Raw genomic sequence first — 22335 nt, 5'->3', positions numbered from 1 at the left:
CATCTCCGGAGACGGTCAGCCTCTCTTTTCTGCTGCCGGTTCCATGGAACAATGAGCACCCCGTGCACGGATCGGGCACCCCGGCATATCGGTTCCGCCGCGTTCAGAGACCCAGGCCAGCATCGGGATCAGGTGCCCCCGGAGCTCCAGGCCGTCGGAGGTCAGCGAATACCGCACCGTCGGAGGGGTGGTCTCGATGATCGTCCGCTTCACCAGTTCGATCCGTTCGAGGTTCTTCAGCGTATCCGAGAGGGGCTTCGGCCCGATGCAGCCGAGCTCCCGCTTCAGTTCGTTGAACCCCTTCTCACCCTCGTTGCCGAGGATCGCGATGATCAGGAGGGCCCATTTCTTTGCGATGACATCGAGGATCCCATAGAGCGGGCAGAAACAGAGATCCCCGTTTTGAGCAGGTTCCTTCATGGATACTACCTATACCGTGCCTTACTTTTCTCCTTATTGACTATTAATCGAATACTACCTATCAGAAAAAAACCGGAAGCACCGGGAGTAACCGATCATGGGACACACATCCTCACACAAACACGATGACGACGGGGACCACGGGGCATACGACGGGGTATGGTACTCCCATCCCCCGCTCCGCAACGCACTGATCGCGGCCGGCATCACGGCCCTGGGATTCATCCTCATGCATGCCGGCTTCATTCCACGGGAGATCGAGGTGGCGTGCTATCTGCTCGCGATCCCGATCGGAGGATATCACTGGGTACGCGAAGGGGTTGAAGAACTGATCGAAGAGCACGAGATCGGTATCGAAATGCTGATGCTGGCCGCCGCGGCCGGCTCGATTGTGCTCGGATTATGGGAGGAAGCGGCCTTCCTCGTCGTGCTCTACGCAGCGGCCGAAGGTGTCGAGGAGCTCACCTACGCACGAACACGGGCGTCCATCCGGGGATTGCTCGATCTCGCACCGACCTCGGCCATCGTCCTTGAGAATGGAGAGGAGCGGACGATCCCTGCCGAGCACCTCCAGGTGGGCGATACCTTCCTCGTAAAGCCGGGGGCCCGTGTGCCGACCGACGGAGTCATTGTCAGAGGACGGTCGAGCCTCAACGAGGCGGCGGTCACCGGGGAGTCGATTCCTGTCGAGAAAGAGGAGGGGACGCAGATCTATGCGGCGACGGTCAACCTGACCGGCGCCCTCGAAGTCCGGGCGACCGCTTCGTTCGAGAACAACTCGCTCGCGACGATCATTCACCTGGTCGAGGAGGCACAGGAGCAGAAAGGGAAGACCCAGGTCTTCATCGAGCGGTTCGGCAGGGTGTACTCGCCGCTCGTCCTCCTCGCCTCGCTCCTCCTGATCGTCGTTCCGCCCCTCCTCGGCATGCCGTTGGACGCCCTCGCCGTCCGGGGCGTGGTCCTCCTGATCGCCGCGGCGCCCTGTGCGCTGGTCATGTCTACACCGATCGCGATCGCGGCCGGGATCGGCTCGGCCGGGGCGCACGGGATCCTGATCAAGGGGGGTGCCCACCTCGAGAACCTGGGAAAGATCCGGGCGGTCGCCCTCGACAAGACCGGGACGCTGACCACCGGGACGCCGGTCGTCACCGACATCATCCCCCTAGACGGGAGTGAAGCCGACCTGCTCCGCCTCGCCTACAGCGTGGAACGGTGTTCTGAGCACCCCCTGGCGACGGCGATCATCCGGAGGGCGCAGGAGGCGGGGATCGAAGCCCTGGAAGCCAGAGGTCTCTGCACCCTGACCGGCCAGGGGGCGGCAGCGGTGATCGACGACACCCGGTACATGGTGGGGAGGCCTGAATCGTTTCATGCAGCCGGCCTGGACCCCGAGATGGTCGAACACTTCAGGAAGCTCAGGATCGAGGGAAAGACGGTGATGGTCGTCGGGACTGAGGAGACCCCGATGGGGATCATCGCGGTCCGGGACCAGGTCCGGCCTGAAGCGAAGGGGATGGTCGACCGCCTCCGCTCGATGGGGATCCCGGTCGTCATGCTCACCGGGGACAATGCCGTCACCGCCCGGGCCTTCGCCGCCCACCTCGGGATCGACGAGGTGCAGGCGGATCTACGGCCAGAGGAGAAGATCAGGGCGATCGAGGCGTTGAAGGAGCGGTACGGTGCGGTGGCCATGGTCGGTGACGGGATCAACGATGCGCCGGCCCTCGCCTCGGCGACGGTCGGGATCGCCATGGGGACGATCGGAACGGACGCGGCGATCGAGGCGGCCGATGTGGCGCTGATGGCGGACGACCTCGCAAAGGTCCCCGAGGCGATCACGTTCGGTCGGAAGGCCGTCGGGGTCGGGAACCAGAACATCGTCTTCTCCCTCGTGGTCCTGGCCATCATGATCCCGGCCGCCCTGCTCGGGGTTCTGTCGGTGGCCATCGCCGTGATCCTCCATGAAGCATCCGAACTCATGGCGGTGGGGAACGGGCTGCGGGTCGTGAAGCGGTAACGGGCCGGCGGATAGGGACCAGGGGCTTTCGGCTTCAACCACCACCCGCTCACCTCTTTTTCCGCACGGCGGCTCTGACGGTCCACGGGGGATACCAGAATTTATTTAACCGTTCAATCCACTACGAGGAGGAACCATGTCCAACCCACACTCTCCCCCGTCGGGGGGACGGGGGGAGTCGCATGCCATGGCTGCCGGGGATCAGACCATGGCGCACCACACCGGGCCAGGCACGGGCATCACACCACCGGGTCATGGGGAGGGGCACAACCATGCGGCCATGCTCGCGGACTACTGGCGCCGTTTTATCGTCTCGCTTATTCTCACGATTCCGATCCTTGCCCTGACCCCAGAGGTGCAGGAGCTCGCAGGGGTCGGGTTCATGATCCCGGGACAGGCGTTCGTGGTCTTCCTCTTCGCCACCGTGATCTACCTCTACGGGGGGTGGCCGTTTCTCACCGGGTTTGCGAAGGAGGTCCGGACACGCAGCATCGGTATGATGACCCTGATCGCGGTCGCCATCACCGTCGCCTACGTCTACTCCGCCTCGGTGGTCCTCGGGTTCACCGCGGGCATGGGCTTCTTCTGGGAACTCGCCACCCTGATCGATATCATGCTCCTGGGCCACTTCATTGAGATGCGGTCGGTCATGGGGGCTTCTCGAGCCCTCGAGACGCTCGTCCGGATCATGCCCTCCGAGGCCCACCGCATCCGTGAAAGCGAGATTGCGGAGGTACCGGTCAGCGACCTGGTCGTGGGGGACCTCGTCCTGGTCCGGCCCGGCGAAAAGGTTCCGGTCGACGGCGAGGTGACGGCCGGCGAGTCGGATGTGAACGAGGCCATGCTGACCGGCGAGTCCCGACCTGTCCGACGGGGCCGGGGCGACCGGGTGATCGGCGGTGCGATCAATGGCGCAGGAGCGCTCACGGTTCTAGTGACCGCGACCGGTGCAGAGACCTACCTCGCACAGGTGGTCGAACTCGTTCGCCAGGCGCAGGAGTCCCGGTCGCGGACCCAGGACCTCGCGAACCGGGCCGCGTTCCTCCTGACCGTGACAGCCGTGACGGTCGGCGCAGTCACGCTCGCCGGCTGGCTCGTCGCGGGCGAAGCGCTCGCGTTCGCGGTCGAGCGGGCCGTGACGGTGATGGTGATCTGCTGCCCGCACGCGCTCGGCCTCGCGGTCCCGCTCGTGGTTGCGGTCTCGACCTCGCTCGCTGCCGGCAATGGGCTCCTGATCCGGGACCGGCAGGCGTTCGAGGCGGCCCGGAACCTCGACGTCATCGTCTTCGATAAGACCGGAACCCTGACCGAGGGGCGGTTCGGCGTCACGGAGACGATGCCGCAGGCCGGGCTCTCGATTGAGGAGGTGCTCGCCCCCGCTGCTGCGCTCGAGCGGTTGAGCGAGCACCCGATCGCACAGGGAATCGTGGCCGAGGCCGTCGGTCGCGGGCTTACAATCCCTGAGGTGACGAACTTTCAGGCCCTGGCGGGCCGCGGCGTTGAGGGCGAGATCGATGGCAGGCGGCTCCGTGTTGTGAGTCCCGGCGCACTCGAGGGGGTCGACGTCGCTGACGAGCGGGTGCAGCGGGCCCGGTCACGGGGCGAGACGGTGGTCTTCCTTGTCGAGGACGACCGCGTCCTCGGGGCGTTCGCGCTCGCAGATATCGTCCGGCCCGAGGCCCGGGCGGCCGTGACCGAGCTCAAAAGGATGGGGTACCGGTGCATGATGCTGACCGGGGACAGCCGGACCGTGGCCGGGGCCGTCGCACAGGACCTCGGGCTCGATGACTTCTATGCTGAAGTGCTGCCGCATGAGAAGGCCGAGCGGATCCGGGAGGTGCAGCAGCACTCCCGGGTGGCGATGGTCGGCGACGGGGTCAACGATGCCCCCGCCCTGGTGCAGGCCGACGTCGGGATCGCGATCGGTGCCGGGACCGACGTCGCGGTCGAGTCGGCCGATATCGTGCTCGTCCGCTCGGACCCCCGGGACGTCGCACACCTGATGCGTCTCTCACAGCGGACCTACCGGAAGATGGCCGAGAACCTCCTCTGGGCGACCGGGTATAACGTGGTCGCGATTCCGCTCGCGGCCGGCGTCCTGTACGGTGCGGGGATCGTGCTGACACCGGCGATCGGCGCCGTTCTGATGAGCGTCTCGACCGTGATCGTCGCGATCAACGCCCGGCTGCTGCGGTGACACTGCCGGGGTCGGCACCTTCAATAGATCGGGCGGACCCCTGGCAGGATCGTCTGTTCGCGGGCGTCCCACCAGAGGTGGGCGTGCCAGTTCGGATAGTCGAGAACCCAGGCACCGTCGTCGTCCTGCCGAAAGATCCGCCGGATCCCCTCGCTGATGACGGCGTCGTGCGTGCCGCCGCGTCGGTTCATCCGGTGGGCGAACTCGTCCACGGCCTCGTCGAGGGTGCCATAGCGGTGCACGCCACCCGCAAAATCAGGTTCAAGGGTCGGGCAGAGCCCCATCTGGAGGAGGACGTTTGCAAGGCAGCCGGCCATCGGTTCGAAGTGGTACTCCGCGCCATGGACCGCCGGCCAGAGCTCCCGGAGCACGTGGCCCCAGGGGGGCGGGGTCAGGAACCAGAAGAGGTGGACCTCACCCGAACAGACGGCGTGCATCTTCTCGACCGCCGCCCTGATATCGATCATCGAGAGGGAGTACGAGGCGATGACGAGGTCGAAGGGGCCGCCGAGGAGCGCGGGGTCCAGGTCCTCCCAGGCCGACGGGATCACCTCGACCTCGACCCCGGCATCGGCCGCGTTTCTGGCGAGCAGGTCACGCATCGGCGCCGCAGGTTCGACCGCGACCACCCGGCACCCCCGCTCTGCGAACGGGACCGCGAGGTTCCCGGGGCCGGCGCCGATGTCGAGCACGGACGTCCCCGCCGGCGGTCGGAGCCGGGCGAGCTGCCGTTCGACCCGGGGGTTCCGGGAAGCTCGCTGCCTGAAGAACCGCTCGACGTTCGCTTTCTGCTGAAAGAAGCCCTCGCCCTCGCGGTACCCGGGGACAGCAAGGTGCCGCTTCTTTCGTGCCGTCCAGATCGCATTCCAGTCTATCGCGTCGCCATAGGGGTCGGGACCGGCAGGTTCCTGCTGCATGATCACACCTCTCTCCTGTCTTCACACTCACCCGGTCCGGCACCGGCGAAGCGATCGTCAGACCGGAGATCCGGGATCTCTCGCACGGTCCGGCCGAACCATCCGGTCCTCTCGTCGGGGAAGGCGTCGAAGGACGGCACGTAGGGCTTGATGTCGAGGAGGGGCGTCCCGTCCAGGATGTCGACGTCCTCGATCAGCAGCCGACAGCCCTCGACCCCGACGAGCCTGACCACGGAGAGGCCGATCGGGTTCGGCCGGCGGGGTGCCCGGGTGGCGAAGACCCCGTGCTCGCAGTCGTCGAGGAACGGGACCACCCGCAGCCGGTATCCTTCGGAGCGGTGGAAGGCGTAGAGCAGGATGATCCGCGAGAACTCTTCGAGATCGGCGAGGCCGGCTGCGAAAGCCGGGTCCACTTCGACCTCCCCGCGGATACCCCGTGCCCCGCCCGGCTGGATCGGCATCCCGACCGGGTCGGTGAAGGGGGACCGGACCACGCCGATCGGGCGGAAGGTGATGGTATCAGAGTTCATAATCCTCTCCCTCCTGACAGAGGGAAGTATCTTTTGGCGAGCAGTGTTCACCACTAAAAAAGGAGATCAGATGGACTGCTCCCATCCCTGTCCCATATCCACGATCGGCCGGACCTCGATCACCTCGAAGGTTGCGAGGGCATGGATCATGGCCGCCGCCTCCTCCCCGACCGCTTCGGCGAGATTCTTCCGGTAGGCGTCGAAGGCCGGCCCGGAGGTCTCCAGGCCCTTTAACTTCATGTACACCCGGATCCCTTTCCAGTCCATGATGGTGTTCCCGGGCTCGATGATCATGTAGACCGCGTACGGGTTCTGCTGGAGATTTCCGAGCGTGCGGTTCGTCCCGGATCCCAGGACCACGGTCTTCTCGTCGGTCATCCGCGGAGAACCCATCACCGCGACATCGACCTTTCCATCCTTTCCGGCTGTGCTGATCATTCCGATCCTGGGCTGTTTGTGGAAATAATCCACCAGTTTTGACGACATGATTACCACTCTCGTGTAGTTCTGGCTCTCGCTCGCGGAATTTAAAGGTATGGGCCTGCCATGGCTCGATGCGCCCGCATGGATCATCCTGACACGCATCAGATGCGGCAGGGGGATTCAAAGAACATGGTGAAAGGGCGATTGAGATCAGACCGGCGGGCCGGCCGGGTATCGAGAGGAATGGGGGTGCGTGCCGGCTGACCGTGTGGAACATGACCGGGCCCGCTACGGGGTGATCCGGGCGGTCTCCAAAGGCCGGGGCTGCTCGCATACCGTCTCTTTCGCCGGTTTCGTACGGGCACCGTCCTCCTGCCCGACGATCGGATATGCCCCGCCCCACTCCAGCATGGCCTCGAGGATCGGGAGGAGCGCCTGACCCCGCTCTGTCAGCGAGTACTCGACCCGCGGCGGCACCTCCGGGAAGACCCGCCGGTCGATGATCGCGAACCGTTCGAGGTCACGGAGGTGCCTGGTGATGGTCTTGGAGTTGATCCCGCACATCCGGTTCTGGAGCTCGGTGAACCTCAACTCTTTCGTCCGCAGGTGCCAGATGATGAAGAGGTTCCACTTGCTCCCGACGATATCCACGATGCTTTCTATGCTGCATTTATGGGATTTTTCACAGTTCATCTGATCTCCTTCAATACTTACTTTATGGAAATAATGTTACAAAAACACGCCTGATGCATATAATAAAGTATACGCGCAACTGATGCAGGTCGAATTCCTATGAACACAATAACCATTGATTCAAACGCCTGCACCCGATGCGGGATCTGCTCAGAGGTCTGCACAGGGGCGATCATCGAACCAGCCGATGAGGAGACCCTGCCCACGGTTCCGGACGAACATGCCGGCCGGTGTATCCAGTGCGGCCACTGCGAGGTGTTCTGCCCGTCGCAGGCCCTCCTGCTGAACGTCCGTCCTGAAGAGAGGGTGACCCTGCCGGCCGGTGCCGGCACCATCTCTGCCGAAGAGATCGGATTCTACCTCAGGAAACGCCGTTCAGTCCGACATTTCACCACAGACCCCGTTTCAAAGGAGAAGATCCTCGGACTCCTCGATATCGCCCGGTACGCCGCGTCAGGAGGCAACGGACAGCCAGTGCAGTGGATCGTCGTGCACGACCCCGAGAAGGTGAAGAAGATCGCCGGGCTGACCGTCGAGTGGATGAAGACCCTGGTGAAGACCGCCCATCCCATGAGCGGCTACGTCCCGGGGCTGATCGCGGCATGGGAGCAGGGATCCGATGTCATCTGCCGGGGTGCCCCACACCTGCTCTTCGCCCACATACCGGCTGATAACCCGGTCGCATCCGTCGACGCCATCATCGCCCTCACCCATGTCGATGTCGCTGCGCCGGCATCCGGCATCGGGACCTGCTGGGCCGGCTTTGTTGCGATGGCCGCTTCGTCCTTCGAACCGCTCCAGCAGGAGATCGGTATCCCGGCGGGACGGAAATTCGCCTATGCGATGATGTTCGGCCACCCGCAGTATAAGGTCTACGGGATCCCCCGCCGGAAACCCCTCGAGGTGACATGGCTCTAGACCTGTGCCGGATGGATGAAGGGAAAGAGATGGACGGATGACGCTATGACAGATTATGCAGCCATCGGAAGAGAGAAACTGCGCGAGATCGACGGGGAGGCCGGCGTCAGGGTCGAGGAGATCCTGAACAACATCTGCCCGGACCTTGCACGCTACATCGTCGAATACTCGTTCGGGGAGATCTATGCCCGGGAGATCCTCGACAACCGGACAAAGGAGCAGGCGGTCGTCGCTGCCCTGACCGCCATGGGGACGGCGGCACCCCAGCTGAAGGTCCATATCCACGCGGCCCTGCATGTCGGCTGCACCCCTGAAGAGGTCCGCGAGATCATCATCCATATGTGCGGGTACGCGGGTTTTCCGGCGACGCTGAACGCCATGGGGACGCTGATGGAGGTCCTGGTAGAGACCGGGCAGACGCTCTCGAAAGAGTCGGTGCATGCCGGCACTGAGGGCAGGTACGAGCGGGGGAAGGAGTGGCTCTCGAAGATCGCACCCGACCAGGAGCGGGTGCTCAAAGAGACCTTCGACCCGATAAACCCGGACATCACCCGGTACGTCGTCGAGTTCGCGTACGGGGACATCTACGCCCGGGGGATCCTCCCGGTCCGGAGCCGGCAGGTCGCGACGATCGCCGCCCTGGCTGCAAAGGGAACAGCCCCCTCGCAGCTCAGGTTCCACATCGGCGGCGGGCTTCGGGCCGGCCTCACCGAGGCTGAGATCGTCGAGATCATGCTGCTGCTCTCGATCTATGCCGGGTTCCCGGCGGCCCTGAACGGCATCCTCGCCACCCGTGAGGTTGTCACGGCTCTGCAGGAGCATGCATGACGGCAGGGGAGAGAGATGAAGACCCCGTTCGACAGGATCCGGAACGGTCCGGAGAAACGATCGATTGAGAGAAAGAGGGAGTTATCATGAAAATACTGGCAATTAATGGAAGCCCGAGAAAGAAGTGGAATACCGCGACCCTCCTCCAGAACGCCCTTGACGGGGCGGCATCAGTGGGAGCGGAGACAGAACTGGTCCATCTCTATGACCTGGATTTCAAGGGATGTACGAGCTGTTTCGCCTGCAAATTGAAAGGCGGGAAGAGTTATGGGAAGTGTGCGATCCGGGACGACCTGACGCCGGTCCTTGAACAGATACCTGATGTGGATGCCCTGATCCTCGGCTCCCCCATCTACTTCGGTACGGTCACCGGGGAGATGCGGAGTTTTATGGAGCGGCTGTTCTTCCCGTACCTCACGTACACCATACCGCAGGCGTCCCTCTTTCCGAAGAAGATCTCGACCGCGTTCATCTACACCATGAACGTCTCCGAGGAGATGATGAAGGAGTACCACTACACCGTGCATACCGGCCTGAACGAGAGCGTTATGAGCCGGATGTTCGGTCACGCCGAATCCCTCTTCTCCTTCGAGACGCTCCAGTTCGAGGACTACTCCAAGGTGGTTTTCAACTACTTCGATCCTGAGGAACGCAAGGAACGACGGAGGACCGTCTTCCCGGAGGACTGCAAACGGGCGTTCGATCTTGGAGCACGGTTCGGAGAGGCCGGGCAGAGATGATGGACGTCTTCGAAGCGATACACCGGCGGAGGGCCGTCCGCCGGTACTCCCCCGACCCGGTCGGCAGAGAGGATGTGCATACCATCCTCGATGCGGCCAACTGGGCCCCCTCGGCCATGAACCGTCAGCAGTGGGAGTTCCTGGTGGTGACCGGGACGAAGATCCGCGAGATGGGAGAGAGTTACCAGGCGATCATCGAGGAGTACACGAAGAACTGGGATCCCTCGCCGCTGCGGGGGTCCCTCTCCCGCGAGGAGTTCATCCGGTTCGCCGGATCGTATGGTGGTGCGCCGGTCGTGATCGTGCTGCTCACGGAGATGACCGACTCCCGGGATCTCTACAAGGCGAACCTCGAGAGTGCGAGTGCCGCGATGGAGAACCTGCTCCTCGCTGCAACAGCCCTCGGGCTCGGCACCTGCTGGATGACCGGACCCCTCCGGGATGAGAAGGCGGTCCGTGAGATCCTCGCAATCCCCGACGACAGGGAGATCGTGGCCGTCACTCCGCTGGGGTATCCGGAGGGGACGCCCAACGACCAGCCCCGGCTCGACCCGGGACTGGAACGGAAGGTTCGGTGGGTGGAATGAAGTACATACTGATCCCGACCCGGCGTGCAGGGTGCATGCCGGCCCACGTGACAGGCGGACGATGCCGGGAGACAGAAAAATGACGAGAGCAACCATCCTGATCGGGAGCCCACGGAAGAACGGCAGCACCCGCATCCTTGCAGGGGAGGCCGAGCGGGGGCTGATGGAGGAGGGGGTCGAGACAGAGACCGTCTTCCTGAACGACCTGACGATCCGGGGCTGCCAGGCCTGTTATTACTGCAAGAAGAACGATGTGGCGGCCTGTGCCGTTCAGGACGATATGCAGCGGATCCACCGGCTGATCCAGGAGTCCGACGGGCTGATCGTTGCCACGCCGATCTACTTCGGCGGTGTCACGGCGCAGACCAAAATATGGCTCGACCGGATGTTCCCGTACATCGGGATGGACCTGAGCCCGAAACTGCCGGCAGAGAAGAGGGTCTCGTTCATCTTCACGCAGAACCAGCCGGATGCCCGACTCTTCGAGGGTGGGATGAGATCCTTCATCTTCGCAGCCGGGTTGTCGGGGCTGAAGGTGAAGGATCACCTGGTCGCCTATGATCTCGACGCCGGCATCAAGCCGCCGGTGACAGAGAAGAGAGAGTTCATGGACCGGGCCTATCAGCTCGGCAGGGATCTGCTGGGTTGAAGGAGGACAGGACTCTGACGTGAACTCTTCACAGGACGGCCCAGAGCGTCAACAGCCAGGCCACACCATTTTTTTAGGACTCAGTCCGACGCCAAAAGCACAGGTTCTGCCCGGTTTGAGAGACCATGAGGGGCCGGCCGGCACCGTATCGAGATCTTTTTGATTTTGCCGGGATAGTGAGGATCAGAATATCTCCTAACACCCTACAGAATTGGCGAACTGCTGATGCCGAATGAGCGGCCGGGTTTAAATCGATACCTATTACATGATTCAGAACTTATATCGCAACTATTCCTCCCGAACCACTCCGTATCAGGAATCTTAATTCAACAATAGTGAAGTGGTTCATATGTGAGGAGAGGTAGTGCCATCTCCGGATTTGAATATGACAGATGCAGGATCCCAATCCACCAAGAACAAGATCTCTATCCTCTATGTTGATGATGAGCAGGATCTCCTCACAGTAACCAGGCTCTTCTTAGAGCGTTCAGGTGAGTTCAGGGTGGATACCATGGCATCAGCACAGGAAGCACTGAACTCCTCTGATCTTCAATCGTACGATGTCATCATCTCCGATTACCAGATGCCGGGGATGGACGGGATCGCGTTTTTAAAAGCCATCCGGGAACGGTTCGGCACCCTCCCCTTCATTCTGTTTACCGGGCGGGGTCGTGAAGAGGTTGTCATCGATGCGATCAACAACGGAGCCGATTTCTATATCCAGAAAGGCGGAGATCCAAAGAGCCAGTTTGCCGAGCTCACCCATCAGATCCGCCTGGCTGTCCAGCGGAGAAGGGCCGAGATCAGTATCCGGGATCTCGAACGCAGAGAAGCCGATATCATCAACTTCCTGCCGGATGCGACCTATGCAATCGACCGGTCCGGCAGAACTATCGCATGGAACCGTGCCCTGGAAGAGATGACCGGTGTTTCGGCCGTGGATATGCTGGGAAAGGGGGATTATGAATATGCAATCCCCTTCTACGGAAGAAGGCAACCGACCCTGATCGATCTGATCTATGAAATGGATGAGGCCGTTGCTAAAAATTATACCCATATCGCCCAGCAGAAGGGTACCCTGATCGCCGATTCGACAATCACCCTGCCGACAGGAAAGACAATCGCATTCACGGGGAAAGCCAGCCCGCTCTACAATCAACAGGGAGAGGTCGTCGGTGCAATCGAGACCATCCGGGACATCACCGAATTAAAATCGGCGGAAGAGAGTCTGCGTGAAAGTGAAGGACGGTTCGCTGCATTCATGGAGCACCTGCCGGTTACGGCGTTCATCAAAGACGATCAATCCACCAACCTTTTTGTCAACAGGCATATGGTAGAGGTCTTTGGCGAGCAGGACTGGATCGGAACCTCCGTCTACAGCCAGTTTCCACAAGAAGCGGCCGAAAAAATGGTCGAAGACGATAAACAGACACTCAGGGACGGATATCGAAAAGCCATTGAAACCCTTCAGGGAAGAGACGGCACCATAAAAAATTATGAGACCTACAAATTCCGGATCGACCGTGAGAATAAACCTCCGCTCATCGGTGGTTTCGCCGTGGATATCACCGACCGGAAACGAGCTGAAGATGCCCTCCGCGAGAGCGAGGAACGGTATCGGAATGTTGTCGAAGACCAGACCGAATTTATCACCCGGTTTTTACCCGACGGCACGCATGTCTTTGTGAACGGGGCATATTGCCGGCATTACGGTCTGAACCGCGACGAGATCCTCGGGCACCGGTTCCGGCCAGAACTCCCTATCGAAGACAGGGAGCGTGTGAAACGGTTCTTTGAATCCTTAACAACAGACCACCCGGTCGACACCATCGAACACCGGATCATCATGCCGGATGGCACCGTACGATGGCACCGGTGGAGCGACCGTGCGATCTTCGATCCTTCCGGAACGATCATCGAATATCAGTCGGTAGGCCTGGACATCACCGAACGGAAACAGAAGGAACTGGCACTGGATAAAAATGAACAACACCTGATCTCCATCTATAACACCGTCGAAGACTCCATCTTTCAACTGACCGTCGAACCCGACAGGCAGTACCGTTTTACTTCCATCAACGCGGCATTTAGCAGAGTAACCGGATTGCCGCATGAGCAGGTGATCGGCAAGACGGTGAACAAGATCATCCCCGAACCGTCTCTCTCCATGGTTCTGGAAAAATACCGGCAGGCCATCGATGAAAAGACCCTCGTTCGCTGGGAGGAGACCTCCCATTATCCCACCGGGCAACTGATCGGAGAAGTCAGTATCACCCCCATCTTTGATACAGGAGGTCGCTGTACACACCTGATCGGATCGGTGCACGACATCACCGAACGCAAACGGGTAGAAGACGCACTGCGAGAGAGCGAAGAGCGATACCGGAAGATCTTCGAGAACAGCCCGCTTGGCATGGCCCTTGTCACGCCGGATCTCCGGTTTGTCTCTGTCAACCCCACCTGGGTAACCATGACCGGTTATTGTGAAGAGGAACTGCTTCAGTTCTCATTTAAGGATATCACGCATCCGGATCATCTCGCCGGCGACCTGGAACAGATGAGGGAGCTTGCTGCGGGAACGATTCCGGTATACGGTACGGAAAAACGGTATATCCGGAAAGACGGCAGCATCCTCTGGGGATTGATCCGGGTGACGGCGATCCGTGATCACCAGGGCGCACCCGGTTATTTTGCAGCCCAGATCGAGGATATCACTGAGCGCAAGCGGGCAGAGGAAACTCTCCGCCAGGCAAACGAGAAGCTCACCGAAGTGAAGTAAACCTCATTTTGGATACCTCGAACTCTGCAGAAAGTATTGGCGGGAGGATCGTCGACAGGAGTGAGCCCCGAGGCGGAGATCCTCTCCCATGACTGGACGAGAGAGCGGCGCACCTGGCCACCCTCGAAGGGGAGATGATGCCGGCAGCGTGCAGATCTCTGTCCGGCCCCTCCAGGGATCGAATCATTCGGTTCTGGAGAGGTACTCAGTTTTATACTGTTCCAGGAGGTATATGCTCTCCATGGCAACCACTGCATATATGATCAAACATTTCGGCGTGATCAGTGTCGCAAAGTTCTTTGCAGTCTTCGGACTGGTATGGGGCTTTCTGATGGGCATCCCTCTCGCCGCAGGGCTGGGAGGAATGGCATCCGTGATGGACACCCAGGCACTCGGGGTCGGTGCCGGCCTTGTCGGGCTGGTCCTCATGGTCATCATCGGAGGAGTGGGCGGGTTCATTGGGGGTGCCGTCGTTGCGATCGTGTACAACCTCGTGCTCGGGGCGACGGGTGGCGTCGAGATGGACCTCGAGGTGAAGCAATAGATCACCGGCACTCACCATTTTTTTAAAAAACGGGCCGCCCGGCAGGCTCCCGCGAGCGATCGATAGGAAAAAAGAAGAACTGAATTCCGGCAGATGCCCCGGTATCATTCCTTTCTGTACTTCAGTCCGGCCGAGAATGCCCTGTCGACCTGGTTCCCCACATCGAAGTAGGTGGCCTGGGCGTATATGATCGGGTTGATCCTGGCGATATCCGGTTTTCCGTCCGTCACGCAGGACCGGTCGGCATGGATCTCCACGACCTCCCCTATGATCAGCAGGTGGCTCCCCACGTCGACGGACTGAAAAACCCTGCATTCGATGTTGACCGGGCACTCCTCGGCCAGGGGCGCAGTCTCCAGTTTCCCGTAGAAGGACGTGAAGACCCCGGACTTATCCTCCTTTGCACCGGAGACGAGGCCGCAGTGATCGGTCTCGACCACCTGCCGAGCCGACGGCACGTTCAGGCTGAAGGTCCCGTTCTCTTCGATCCCCTGTGCCGTATACCGTCCCTTGTTGATCGCGACGCAGACCATCGGCGGCGCCATGCAGGCGACGGTTGCCCATGCGGCGACCATGTAGTTCGGCGTTCCCTTGACGTTCGCACCCACGAGCAGGGTGGGCATGACACTCATGTACGGCATCGGGCCGAGCGTGATCTTGTCCATGGTTTCTCTCTCCGGGGTAAGGTTTGCGGGGGGGAGGTTTTTAAGGGTATCTCTCCGCTGAGGGGTCTCCGACAGGGAGATGGATGGTCGGACGGTGCGACGTATCCGCCGGCCTATCGATCCAGTCGCCGTTCATATCTGGGGAATGCCACATTGGATCTGCGGATCACAAACGAGGCGTCCAGGTTCTCCACCATCCGGGCGGCCATCTCCGCGGGGATCCCCAGCGCCATCATATCAGGGGGAAGGGAGTAGTTCAGTGTCGGTTCCTGCGGACCCATGAACGCGGTGTCGTGCGGGGTGTTCTCTGCGAGGCCGGCCGGGAACGTGATATAGGTCGAACAGGCGGATCCCCAGGGGGCGATGACCGGCGAGAACGGGTCGTCCCGGTCGAAGTGAACGAGCGCCCCCATGTTCCGGATCTGCTCGCCCGTCCCAAAACAGCAGAGGGACCGGATGGCCGGCTCGGGATCCGGGAGGGCCTCGCAGGCCTGCACGACGAGATACGTGCCTGGCGGACGGATCGGCCCCACCGCCTTCGTGCAGCCATCGAACAGTTCCGGGCTCGCCTTCAGGTACTCGGCCGCCCCGCCGCGAACGTCCTTCCTGCCGGTCGACACAAAATACCGGATCTCGTCGGGGACCGGAATATACCCAACATGGTAGAGGCCGCCCGGACAGCAGCCCTCGCTGGTGTCGGCACTGACATAGATCGCCGACACCTCGTCTCCCATCGCCATCCGGTGGAGGGATACGGCAAAACACCGGTTCACCTCGGTCATCCGGGGGATGCCCGCCGGCAGGAGTTCCGATCCGTACACTGCAAGAGGGCGAGTCGACAGCCGAAATGCCGCCTTCAGTCTCGCCCCGATCTCTTTGAAATTGATGGTTGTCATGATCACCCTCTCTCACCGCTCTCCGGCTGTGCTGATCGTTCCGATCCCTGATATTGTGGTGGAATATTCTACCGGTAGTGATGATATGATATGTTCTCTCGTACAGCCTCTGGCTCTCGCCCACTGGATTTAAAGATTGTGGGCATCCGGAGCACTCACTCCAGCCGGTCGAGCACCAGCGAGCCGAGTCGGACCATCCCCTCGAGCACCTCCTGAGCACCCTCGCCGTTCTCACCCTCCGGCATCACCCCGACGACCCCCAGGGCACGGCCTGATGCGACCAGCGGGAGGTACCGGCCCTGGCCGGAGGGGAGGGTGTCCATCCCACGCCCGGCCGGCCTCCGGTTTTCGTACACCCAGGCCGCGATCGCCTCCTCCTTCTCGCCGAGCGGGTACCCCGGGTCCCCGGCCGTCCGGATCAGATCGCCCCCACCTGGGACCAGCACGACCACCGGCCCCCCGGTGAACTGGCAGAGATGATCGGCGAGTCGTTCGAAGACCTCCTGCCGGGTCGTCGCCAGGTCGAGATCCTTCGAGAGGCCGGCCATGGCAGAGACCGTAGCCTCACTCTCCCGGATCTGCGGCAGCAGGTGACGGAGGCGGCCGGCGAGGTGGCTGATCACCAGGGCGACGATCAGGTAGCCGATGAACGAAATGAAGTACTCCCAGTCCGAGACAGCGATCGTGTAGTACGGCGGGACGAAGAGGATATCGAAGAGGAGGAGGCTGACAGCGACCGCGAAGACCGATGCAGCCCTTCCCAGGAAGAGCGACGCGATCACAATCGGGACCAGCTGGATGATCAGCAGGTTCGACGGGCTGAGCGCATCCCGGAGCGTGACGTTCACCGCCGCCACTCCCCCGATCAACAGCAGGGCGACACCTGCATCAGGGATCGAGGGGAGGGGGAGCTGTCGACTGATCGGGATCGGTGTTCGTTCAAGGGGATCGACCAGATGGAGCGCAGTTCCCGGAGTCTGCCGCATGATCCGATAGACCGGCGAGAGAAGGAGCCCGAGCCCCCTGGGCTTGCCGAGCAGGATGATGCTCACGTTGTTCCGCTTCGCATGCCGGATGATCTCGCCGGCCACATCCTCCGCACGATACCGGACGACCCGGCCGCCGAGCCGTCTGGCCGTCTCCAGGGCCTCGCGAAGGTGGGCCTGGTCCGTCGCCGGAGCCTCGAGATCGCTCTCGGTCTCGACCGAGAGGACGATCCAGTCCGCCTGGAGCCGGCTCGCCACCCTGTACCCGGCCCTGACCATCTGAGCCGCGTACGGGCCGGTCCTGACCCCGACCAGCACCCGTTCCACGGCCGGACCCGGCCCTGTGATCGCCCGCGAGTGCATCAGCCCGACCAGTTCCCGATCCGCGGACCCGGCGACGAACCTGAGCGCCAGCTGGCGGAGCCCGGCCAGGTTGGCCGGGGTGAAGAACCGTTCGACCGCCTGGGCGGCCATCTCCTGAACATAGACCTTGCCGGCGTGGAGCCGTTCGACGAGCTGTTCTGGCGGCAGGTCGATCAACCGGAGATCGCCGGCCTGTTCAAGGAACGTATCAGGAACCGTCTCGCGGACCTGGATGCCGGTGATCCGGGCGACCATGTCATGTTCACTCTCGATGTGCTGGATGTTCACGGTTGTGCAGACCGAGATCCCGGCCCGGAGGAGCTCCTCGATCTCCTGGTACCGCTTCGCATGCCGCTGGCCGGGCGCCAGGGTGTGCGCCAGCTCGTCGACGAGGACGACGGCCGGGTTCCGGGCGAGCACTGCGTCGAGGTCCATCTCAGGGAGGGAGATGCCCTGGTAGTCGACGACCTTGGGCGGGATCGACTCCAGCCTCGCGGCGAGCCCCTCGGTCTCGGGCCGGCCATGGGTCTCCACATACCCGATCACGACGTCGGTCCCCTCGCTTCGCCAGCCGAGGGCGTCGGCAAGCATCGTATAGGTCTTGCCGACCCCGGCCGCGTACCCGAGGTAGACCGTCAGCCTCCCTTCGGTTTTGCGCCGGTCGTCCTCCCGGGCGAGGGAGAGGAGGTCGTCGGGAGACGGGCGGCCGTCATCTCTGGTCATCGCTCGTCAAGAGCCTGGTTGAGGGTGTTCACGTTCACATACGCCGGATGGAACGGCATCGGGTCGGCGTCCTGGTGGGCGATGACGAGGGCCCGGACCTCGTCGACAGATCGGTTCCGGGCCGCCGCAACGAGCGGGACCTGGACCAGGGCCGCCTCGACCGAGAGGTCGGGGTCGAGCCCGCTCGCCGAGGCCATCACGAGCTCTGCCGGAACCGGGCCGGTCACCCCGGCGGTCCGGAGCCTCGCAATCGAGGCGTTCACCTGGTCAAGGAAGACAGGGTTCGTCGGCCCGAGGTTCGACCCGCCGGATCCCGCCGCGTTGTAGTCGACGGCCGACGGGCGGGGGTGGAAGTACCGCGGGTCGGTCACCGGCTGCGCGATCAGGGCCGAGCCTGAGACCGAACCGTTTGCATCGTACATCAGGGAACCGTGCGCCTGTACGGGAAAGGTCGTACCCGCAATCCCGGTCAGGGCGAGAGGGTAGAGGAGGCCGAGCACCAGCAGGCAGCCGGCGAAGAGGACGAAGGCCGGCCTGAGCGAAGCGCGGAGGGTCACAGGTGCAGCACCCCCGCGACGAGCAGATCGATCAGTTTGATCCCGATAAAAGGCGCGATCACGCCGGTCCCCCCGTACAGGATCAGGTTCGAGAGGAAGAGTCGGCCGGCCGGAATCGGCCTGAACCTGACTCCTTTCAGGGCGAGCGGGACCAGCATCGGGATGACGATCGCGTTGAAGATCACCGCAGAGAGGACGGCTGAGTAGGGTGTCGAGAGGTGCATGACATTCAGCTCCGAGAGGACGGGGTAGATCCCGACCAGTGCGGCCGGGATGATCGCGAAGTACTTGGCGATATCGTTGGCTATCGAGAAGGTCGTGAGGGCCCCGCGGGTCATCAGGATCTGCTTGCCGATCTCCACGATCTCCAGCAGCTTGGTCGGGTCCGAGTCGAGGTCGATGATGTTGGCGGCCTCACGTGCCGGCTGGGTCCCGTTGTTCATGGCGACTGCAACATCGGCCTGGGCGAGGGCCGGGGCATCGTTCGTACCGTCTCCGGTCATCGCGACCATGTACCCCTCGGCCTGCCGGTCGCGGATCAGCCGGAGTTTATCCTCCGGCTTCGCTTCGGCGAGAAAGTCGTCGACACCGGCCTCGGCCGCGATCGCGGCGGCGGTGAGATGGTTGTCGCCGGTGATCATCATGGTCTGGATCCCGATCCGCCGGAGATCCTCGAACCGCTCCCGGATACCCGGCTTCAGGATGTCCTTCAGGTGGACCACGCCGAGGATCGTCAGGTCGCGGGAGACGACGAGCGGGGTTCCGCCCGAGGAGGCGATGCCGGCGACCTTGGCGTCGAGATCGGCGGGGACGATCCCCCCGGCTGCAGCGACCTCGCGGACGATCGTGTCAGGGGCCCCTTTCCGGTACCTGACCCCCCCGCAGTCGACACCGCTCTGCCGGGTCTGTGCCGAGAACGGGACGAAGACCGCGTCGTCCGGGCAGGTGCGATCCCCGGCCCCGCTCGTGCGGGCGAGGTCGATGATCGAACGCCCTTCCGGGGTCTCGTCTGCGAACGAGGCGAGCAGAGACGCCTCGATGAGGGCCGCGTGCGCCTGACCGTTCACCGGGACGAACGCGACCGCCTGCCGGTCGCCGAGGGTGATCGTCCCGGTCTTGTCGAGCAGGAGGACGTTCACATCCCCGGCGGCCTCGATCGCCCGGCCCGAGAGGGCGATCACGTTCCGCTGGAAGAGCCGGTCCATGCCTGCGATCCCGATCGCCGGGAGGAGGGCCGCGATGGTGGTCGGGGCCAGGCAGACGAAGAGGGCGATCAGCACGGTCAGACCGACCGGGGCCCCCTGGCCGCTCGAAGCCGCACTGTAGGCCGAGACCGGGTAGAGGTTCGCGACCACGGCCACGAAGACCCCGGTCAGGGCGAAGAGCAGCACCTCAAGGGCGACCTCGTTCGGGGTCTTGCGCCGCTCCGCCCCCTCGATCATCGCGATCATCCGGTCGAGGAAGGTCTGGCCAGGGGCGGCCGTGATCCGGACCACGGCCTCGTTCGCGAGCACGGTGGTCCCACCGGTCACGGCCGAACGATCGCCGCCCGATTCGCGGACGACCGGGGCCGACTCACCGGTGATCGCAGCCTCGTTGACGAGTACCGCACCCATGACGACCTCGCCGTCGGACGGGATCTGATCGCCCTCTCGGACCAGCACATGGTCGCCCGGGTTCAGGGCGGTCGAGGAGATCTCCTCGAACGGCGCAGTGAGCGAGACCGAGGCGAGCCGGCGGGCCGTGACCCCGGTCCTGGACTGGCGGAGCGAGGCGGCCCGTGCCTTCCCCCGTCCCTCGGAGAGCGACTCGGCCACGTTCGAGAAGTAGACCGTCAGCCAGAGCCAGAGGGAGATGAGCCCCGAGAAGAGCGGGGGCTCGGTGCCGGGGGAGAGGAGGGCGGCGAAGAAGGCGATGGTGGTGAGTATGCCGCCGATCTCGACGGCGAGCATCACCGGGTTCTCCTTCTGCCGCCAGGGATCGAACTTTTTGACGGCGTCGACGAGGGCCTCGCGGATCAGGGCCTGGTCGAAGGCCCGAACGGCCATCAGCCGCTTGCGGGCCATCTAGATTCCTCCCACCATCTGCAGGTGTTCGGCGATCGGGCCCATTGCAAAGATCGGAAAGAAGGTGAGTGCTCCGACGATCAGGATCACCAGGACCAGCCAGACGGCAAACGGTACGGTGTGCGTCGGCAGGGTACCGAAGGATGGCGGGACCGTCTTTTTAGCCGCGAGTCCGCCGGCCAGGGCGAGGACTGCGACGATCGGCACGAACCGTCCGATAACCATGGCGAGGGAGCCGGTGAGAGTATAGAAGAGCGAAGCCGCATTCAGCCCGGCGAAGGCCGAGCCGTTGTTGTTGGCCATCGAGGCGAAGGCATAGACGATCTCGGAGAGGCCGTGGGGGCCGGGGTTCAGGATCGAACTCGTGCCGGCCGGGAGGGCGAGGGCGATGCCGGAGAGGACGAGGACGAGGATGCCGGCCGTGAGCACGGCCACGACCGCCATCTCCATCTCAAAGGCCCCGATCTTCTTGCCGAGGTACTCGGGGGTCCGGCCGATCATCAGTCCTGCGATGAAGACCGCGATGATGACGAACGCGATCAGGGTGTAGAAGCCCGAACCGACCCCCCCGAAGACGACCTCGCCGAGGAGGATCAGGGCGAGGGGCACGAGGCCGCCGAGCGGGGTCAGGGAGTCGTGCATCGCGTCGACCGCCCCGCAGGAGGTGGCCGTGGTGGCGGTCGAAAAGAGGGCGGTGCCGGCGAGTCCGAACCTGACCTCCTTCCCCTCCATCGGAATGCCCGAGGTTCCCGGGAGGAGCGGATTTCCGCCGAGCTCGGCCGTGTACAGGACCGTGAAGGTCCCGAGGAAGAGGGCGAGCATCACGGCGAAGAGGATGTACCCCTGCCGCCGGTCGCCGACGGCCTCCCCGAACATGAACGGGATCGCGGCCGGGATGAGGAGGAGCATGAAGACCTCGAGGAAGTTGGTGAACGGGGTCGGGTTCTCGAAGGGATGGGCGGCGTTCGCGTTGAAGAAACCGCCGCCGTTGGTCCCGAGCTCCTTGATCGCCTCCTGGGAGGCGACGGGTCCCATCGCGATCGTCTGCAGGCCGTCGCCGGTCTGGACGTACGGGTCGAGGTTCTGGATCACCCCCTGGGAGGCGAGGAGGAGGGCGGCGACGATCGCGAGGGGGAGCAGGACGCCGATGACGGCCCGGGTGAGGTCGACCCAGAAGCAGCCGACCCGGTCGGTCTCACGCCGGGTGAGCCCCCGGATGAGCACGACGGTCACCGCGAGGCCGGTGGCGGCCGAGAGAAAGTTCTGGACCGTGAACCCGGCCATCTGCGAGAGGTAACTCGCAGCGGCTTCACCCGAATACGCCTGCCAGTTGGTGTTGGTCACGAACGAGACCGCGGTGTTCAGGGCGAGGTCGGGGGCGAAACCCGGTACCCCGGCCGGGTTGAGCGGCAGAAAACCCTGCAGAAGGAGCAGGACGAAGAGGAATGCGACGCCAATGCCGTTGAAGAGGAGGAGGTCGCGAGCATAACCTCGCCAGGTCTCCTCGGCTTTGGGATCGACTCCGAGCAGGCGGTGGACGGGGGTCTCGAGGGCACGGGTGATGGCCGGAGGTCTGTCATTGAAGAAGAGCCGGGCCATGTACCTTCCGAGGAGGACGGCGGCAGCGGTCAGAAGAAGCACGAAAACGATAATTCCCACTGCATCAAGGGATGGATCGGGGGATGTCACCGAAGATCACCAGATGGCGGATGGGCCGGTTTGTGTTGACGAGAAGATCTCACCATAGATGGTTTCACCTCGACGCCACAGGGGCGACGAACCGAACATATCTCATTCACAGATGTGAATGAGCAAGGAATATATTAAATTTCTCCAT

General features: G+C 63.0%; 20 protein-coding genes. 9 read left to right on the top strand and 11 right to left on the bottom strand.

Translation table 11 applies throughout. From position 1 onward, the window contains the following. Positions 1-15: 15 nt before the first annotated feature. Complete coding sequence (locus tag ACFKSJ_RS10685) at positions 16-420, bottom strand: winged helix-turn-helix transcriptional regulator (protein ID WP_440949784.1); 405 nt, start codon at positions 418-420, stop codon at positions 16-18. A gap of 97 nt (positions 421-517) precedes the next feature. Here ACFKSJ_RS10685 and ACFKSJ_RS10680 point away from each other — a divergent pair, with 97 nt between their 5' ends. Together ACFKSJ_RS10680 and ACFKSJ_RS10675 are read left to right on the top strand one after the other, a co-directional pair. Continuing rightward, positions 518-2437, top strand: a complete 1920-nt coding sequence (locus tag ACFKSJ_RS10680) for a heavy metal translocating P-type ATPase (RefSeq protein WP_440949783.1) — start codon at positions 518-520, stop codon at positions 2435-2437. Between the two features lie 136 nt (positions 2438-2573). Beyond that, on the top strand, positions 2574-4634 hold the full coding sequence (locus ACFKSJ_RS10675) for a copper-translocating P-type ATPase (RefSeq protein ID WP_440949782.1): 2061 nt from the start codon (positions 2574-2576) through the stop codon (positions 4632-4634). A gap of 20 nt (positions 4635-4654) precedes the next feature. On the opposite strand, the gene ACFKSJ_RS10670 is transcribed toward ACFKSJ_RS10675, so the two are convergent. The 4 genes from ACFKSJ_RS10670 to ACFKSJ_RS10655 form a co-directional block, all read right to left on the bottom strand. Further along, complete coding sequence (locus tag ACFKSJ_RS10670) at positions 4655-5551, bottom strand: class I SAM-dependent methyltransferase (RefSeq protein WP_440949781.1); 897 nt, start codon at positions 5549-5551, stop codon at positions 4655-4657. A gap of 2 nt (positions 5552-5553) precedes the next feature. Continuing rightward, entirely contained in the window at positions 5554-6081 is a 528-nt protein-coding gene (gene tsaA, locus ACFKSJ_RS10665; RefSeq protein ID WP_440949780.1) for a tRNA (N6-threonylcarbamoyladenosine(37)-N6)-methyltransferase TrmO, read from the bottom strand. A 66-nt stretch (positions 6082-6147) separates the two neighbouring features. Then, the gene (locus tag ACFKSJ_RS10660; RefSeq protein ID WP_440949779.1) at positions 6148-6567 is read right to left on the bottom strand and encodes a pyridoxamine 5'-phosphate oxidase family protein; all 420 of its coding nucleotides are present in this window, start codon (positions 6565-6567) and stop codon (positions 6148-6150) included. Between the two features lie 225 nt (positions 6568-6792). Continuing rightward, complete coding sequence (locus ACFKSJ_RS10655) at positions 6793-7197, bottom strand: winged helix-turn-helix transcriptional regulator (RefSeq protein WP_440949778.1); 405 nt, start codon at positions 7195-7197, stop codon at positions 6793-6795. Between the two features lie 99 nt (positions 7198-7296). Here ACFKSJ_RS10655 and ACFKSJ_RS10650 point away from each other — a divergent pair, with 99 nt between their 5' ends. The 7 genes from ACFKSJ_RS10650 (at position 7297) to ACFKSJ_RS10620 (ending at position 14242) form a co-directional block, all read left to right on the top strand. Next, positions 7297-8115, top strand: a complete 819-nt coding sequence (locus ACFKSJ_RS10650) for a nitroreductase family protein (RefSeq protein WP_440949777.1) — start codon at positions 7297-7299, stop codon at positions 8113-8115. A gap of 45 nt (positions 8116-8160) precedes the next feature. Next, positions 8161-8943, top strand: a complete 783-nt coding sequence (locus tag ACFKSJ_RS10645) for a carboxymuconolactone decarboxylase family protein (RefSeq protein WP_440949776.1) — start codon at positions 8161-8163, stop codon at positions 8941-8943. 86 nt (positions 8944-9029) lie between these two features. After that, a complete protein-coding gene (locus tag ACFKSJ_RS10640; protein WP_440949775.1) occupies positions 9030-9683 on the top strand; it encodes a flavodoxin family protein in 654 nt (217 codons plus the stop codon). Beyond that, a complete protein-coding gene (locus ACFKSJ_RS10635) occupies positions 9683-10270 on the top strand; it encodes a nitroreductase family protein (protein WP_440949774.1) in 588 nt (195 codons plus the stop codon). Before ACFKSJ_RS10640 ends, ACFKSJ_RS10635 begins: the two co-directional genes overlap by 1 nt. 79 nt (positions 10271-10349) lie before the next feature. Further along, complete coding sequence (locus ACFKSJ_RS10630; RefSeq protein ID WP_440949773.1) at positions 10350-10919, top strand: flavodoxin family protein; 570 nt, start codon at positions 10350-10352, stop codon at positions 10917-10919. 385 nt (positions 10920-11304) lie between these two features. After that, entirely contained in the window at positions 11305-13698 is a 2394-nt protein-coding gene (locus ACFKSJ_RS10625) for a PAS domain S-box protein (protein ID WP_440949772.1), read from the top strand. A gap of 241 nt (positions 13699-13939) precedes the next feature. Further along, entirely contained in the window at positions 13940-14242 is a 303-nt protein-coding gene (locus ACFKSJ_RS10620; protein ID WP_440949771.1) for a hypothetical protein, read from the top strand. Between the two features lie 104 nt (positions 14243-14346). Here the strand turns inward: ACFKSJ_RS10620 and ACFKSJ_RS10615 are convergent, their stop codons facing one another. The 6 genes from ACFKSJ_RS10615 to kdpA form a co-directional block, all read right to left on the bottom strand. After that, entirely contained in the window at positions 14347-14907 is a 561-nt protein-coding gene (locus ACFKSJ_RS10615; RefSeq protein ID WP_440949770.1) for a flavin reductase family protein, read from the bottom strand. 113 nt (positions 14908-15020) lie between these two features. Further along, complete coding sequence (locus ACFKSJ_RS10610) at positions 15021-15803, bottom strand: DUF169 domain-containing protein (RefSeq protein WP_440949769.1); 783 nt, start codon at positions 15801-15803, stop codon at positions 15021-15023. A gap of 155 nt (positions 15804-15958) precedes the next feature. Further along, a complete protein-coding gene (locus ACFKSJ_RS10605) occupies positions 15959-17875 on the bottom strand; it encodes a DUF4118 domain-containing protein (protein WP_440949768.1) in 1917 nt (638 codons plus the stop codon). Next, positions 17872-18432: a potassium-transporting ATPase subunit KdpC gene (gene kdpC / locus ACFKSJ_RS10600; protein WP_440949767.1), complete on the bottom strand. Its 561-nt coding sequence runs from the start codon at positions 18430-18432 to the stop codon at positions 17872-17874. Before kdpC ends, ACFKSJ_RS10605 begins: the two co-directional genes overlap by 4 nt. Further along, complete coding sequence (gene kdpB, locus ACFKSJ_RS10595) at positions 18429-20498, bottom strand: potassium-transporting ATPase subunit KdpB (RefSeq protein ID WP_440949766.1); 2070 nt, start codon at positions 20496-20498, stop codon at positions 18429-18431. Before kdpB ends, kdpC begins: the two co-directional genes overlap by 4 nt. After that, the gene (kdpA, locus tag ACFKSJ_RS10590; protein ID WP_440949765.1) at positions 20499-22139 is read right to left on the bottom strand and encodes a potassium-transporting ATPase subunit KdpA; all 1641 of its coding nucleotides are present in this window, start codon (positions 22137-22139) and stop codon (positions 20499-20501) included. Positions 22140-22335: the final 196 nt, after the last annotated feature.

The organism is Methanosphaerula subterraneus (assembly GCF_052055875.1).
Taxonomy (GTDB): domain Archaea; phylum Halobacteriota; class Methanomicrobia; order Methanomicrobiales; family Methanospirillaceae; genus Methanosphaerula; species Methanosphaerula subterraneus.
Note: the sequence above shows the minus strand (reverse complement) of the source record. Positions and strands in the feature narration are given on the sequence as shown.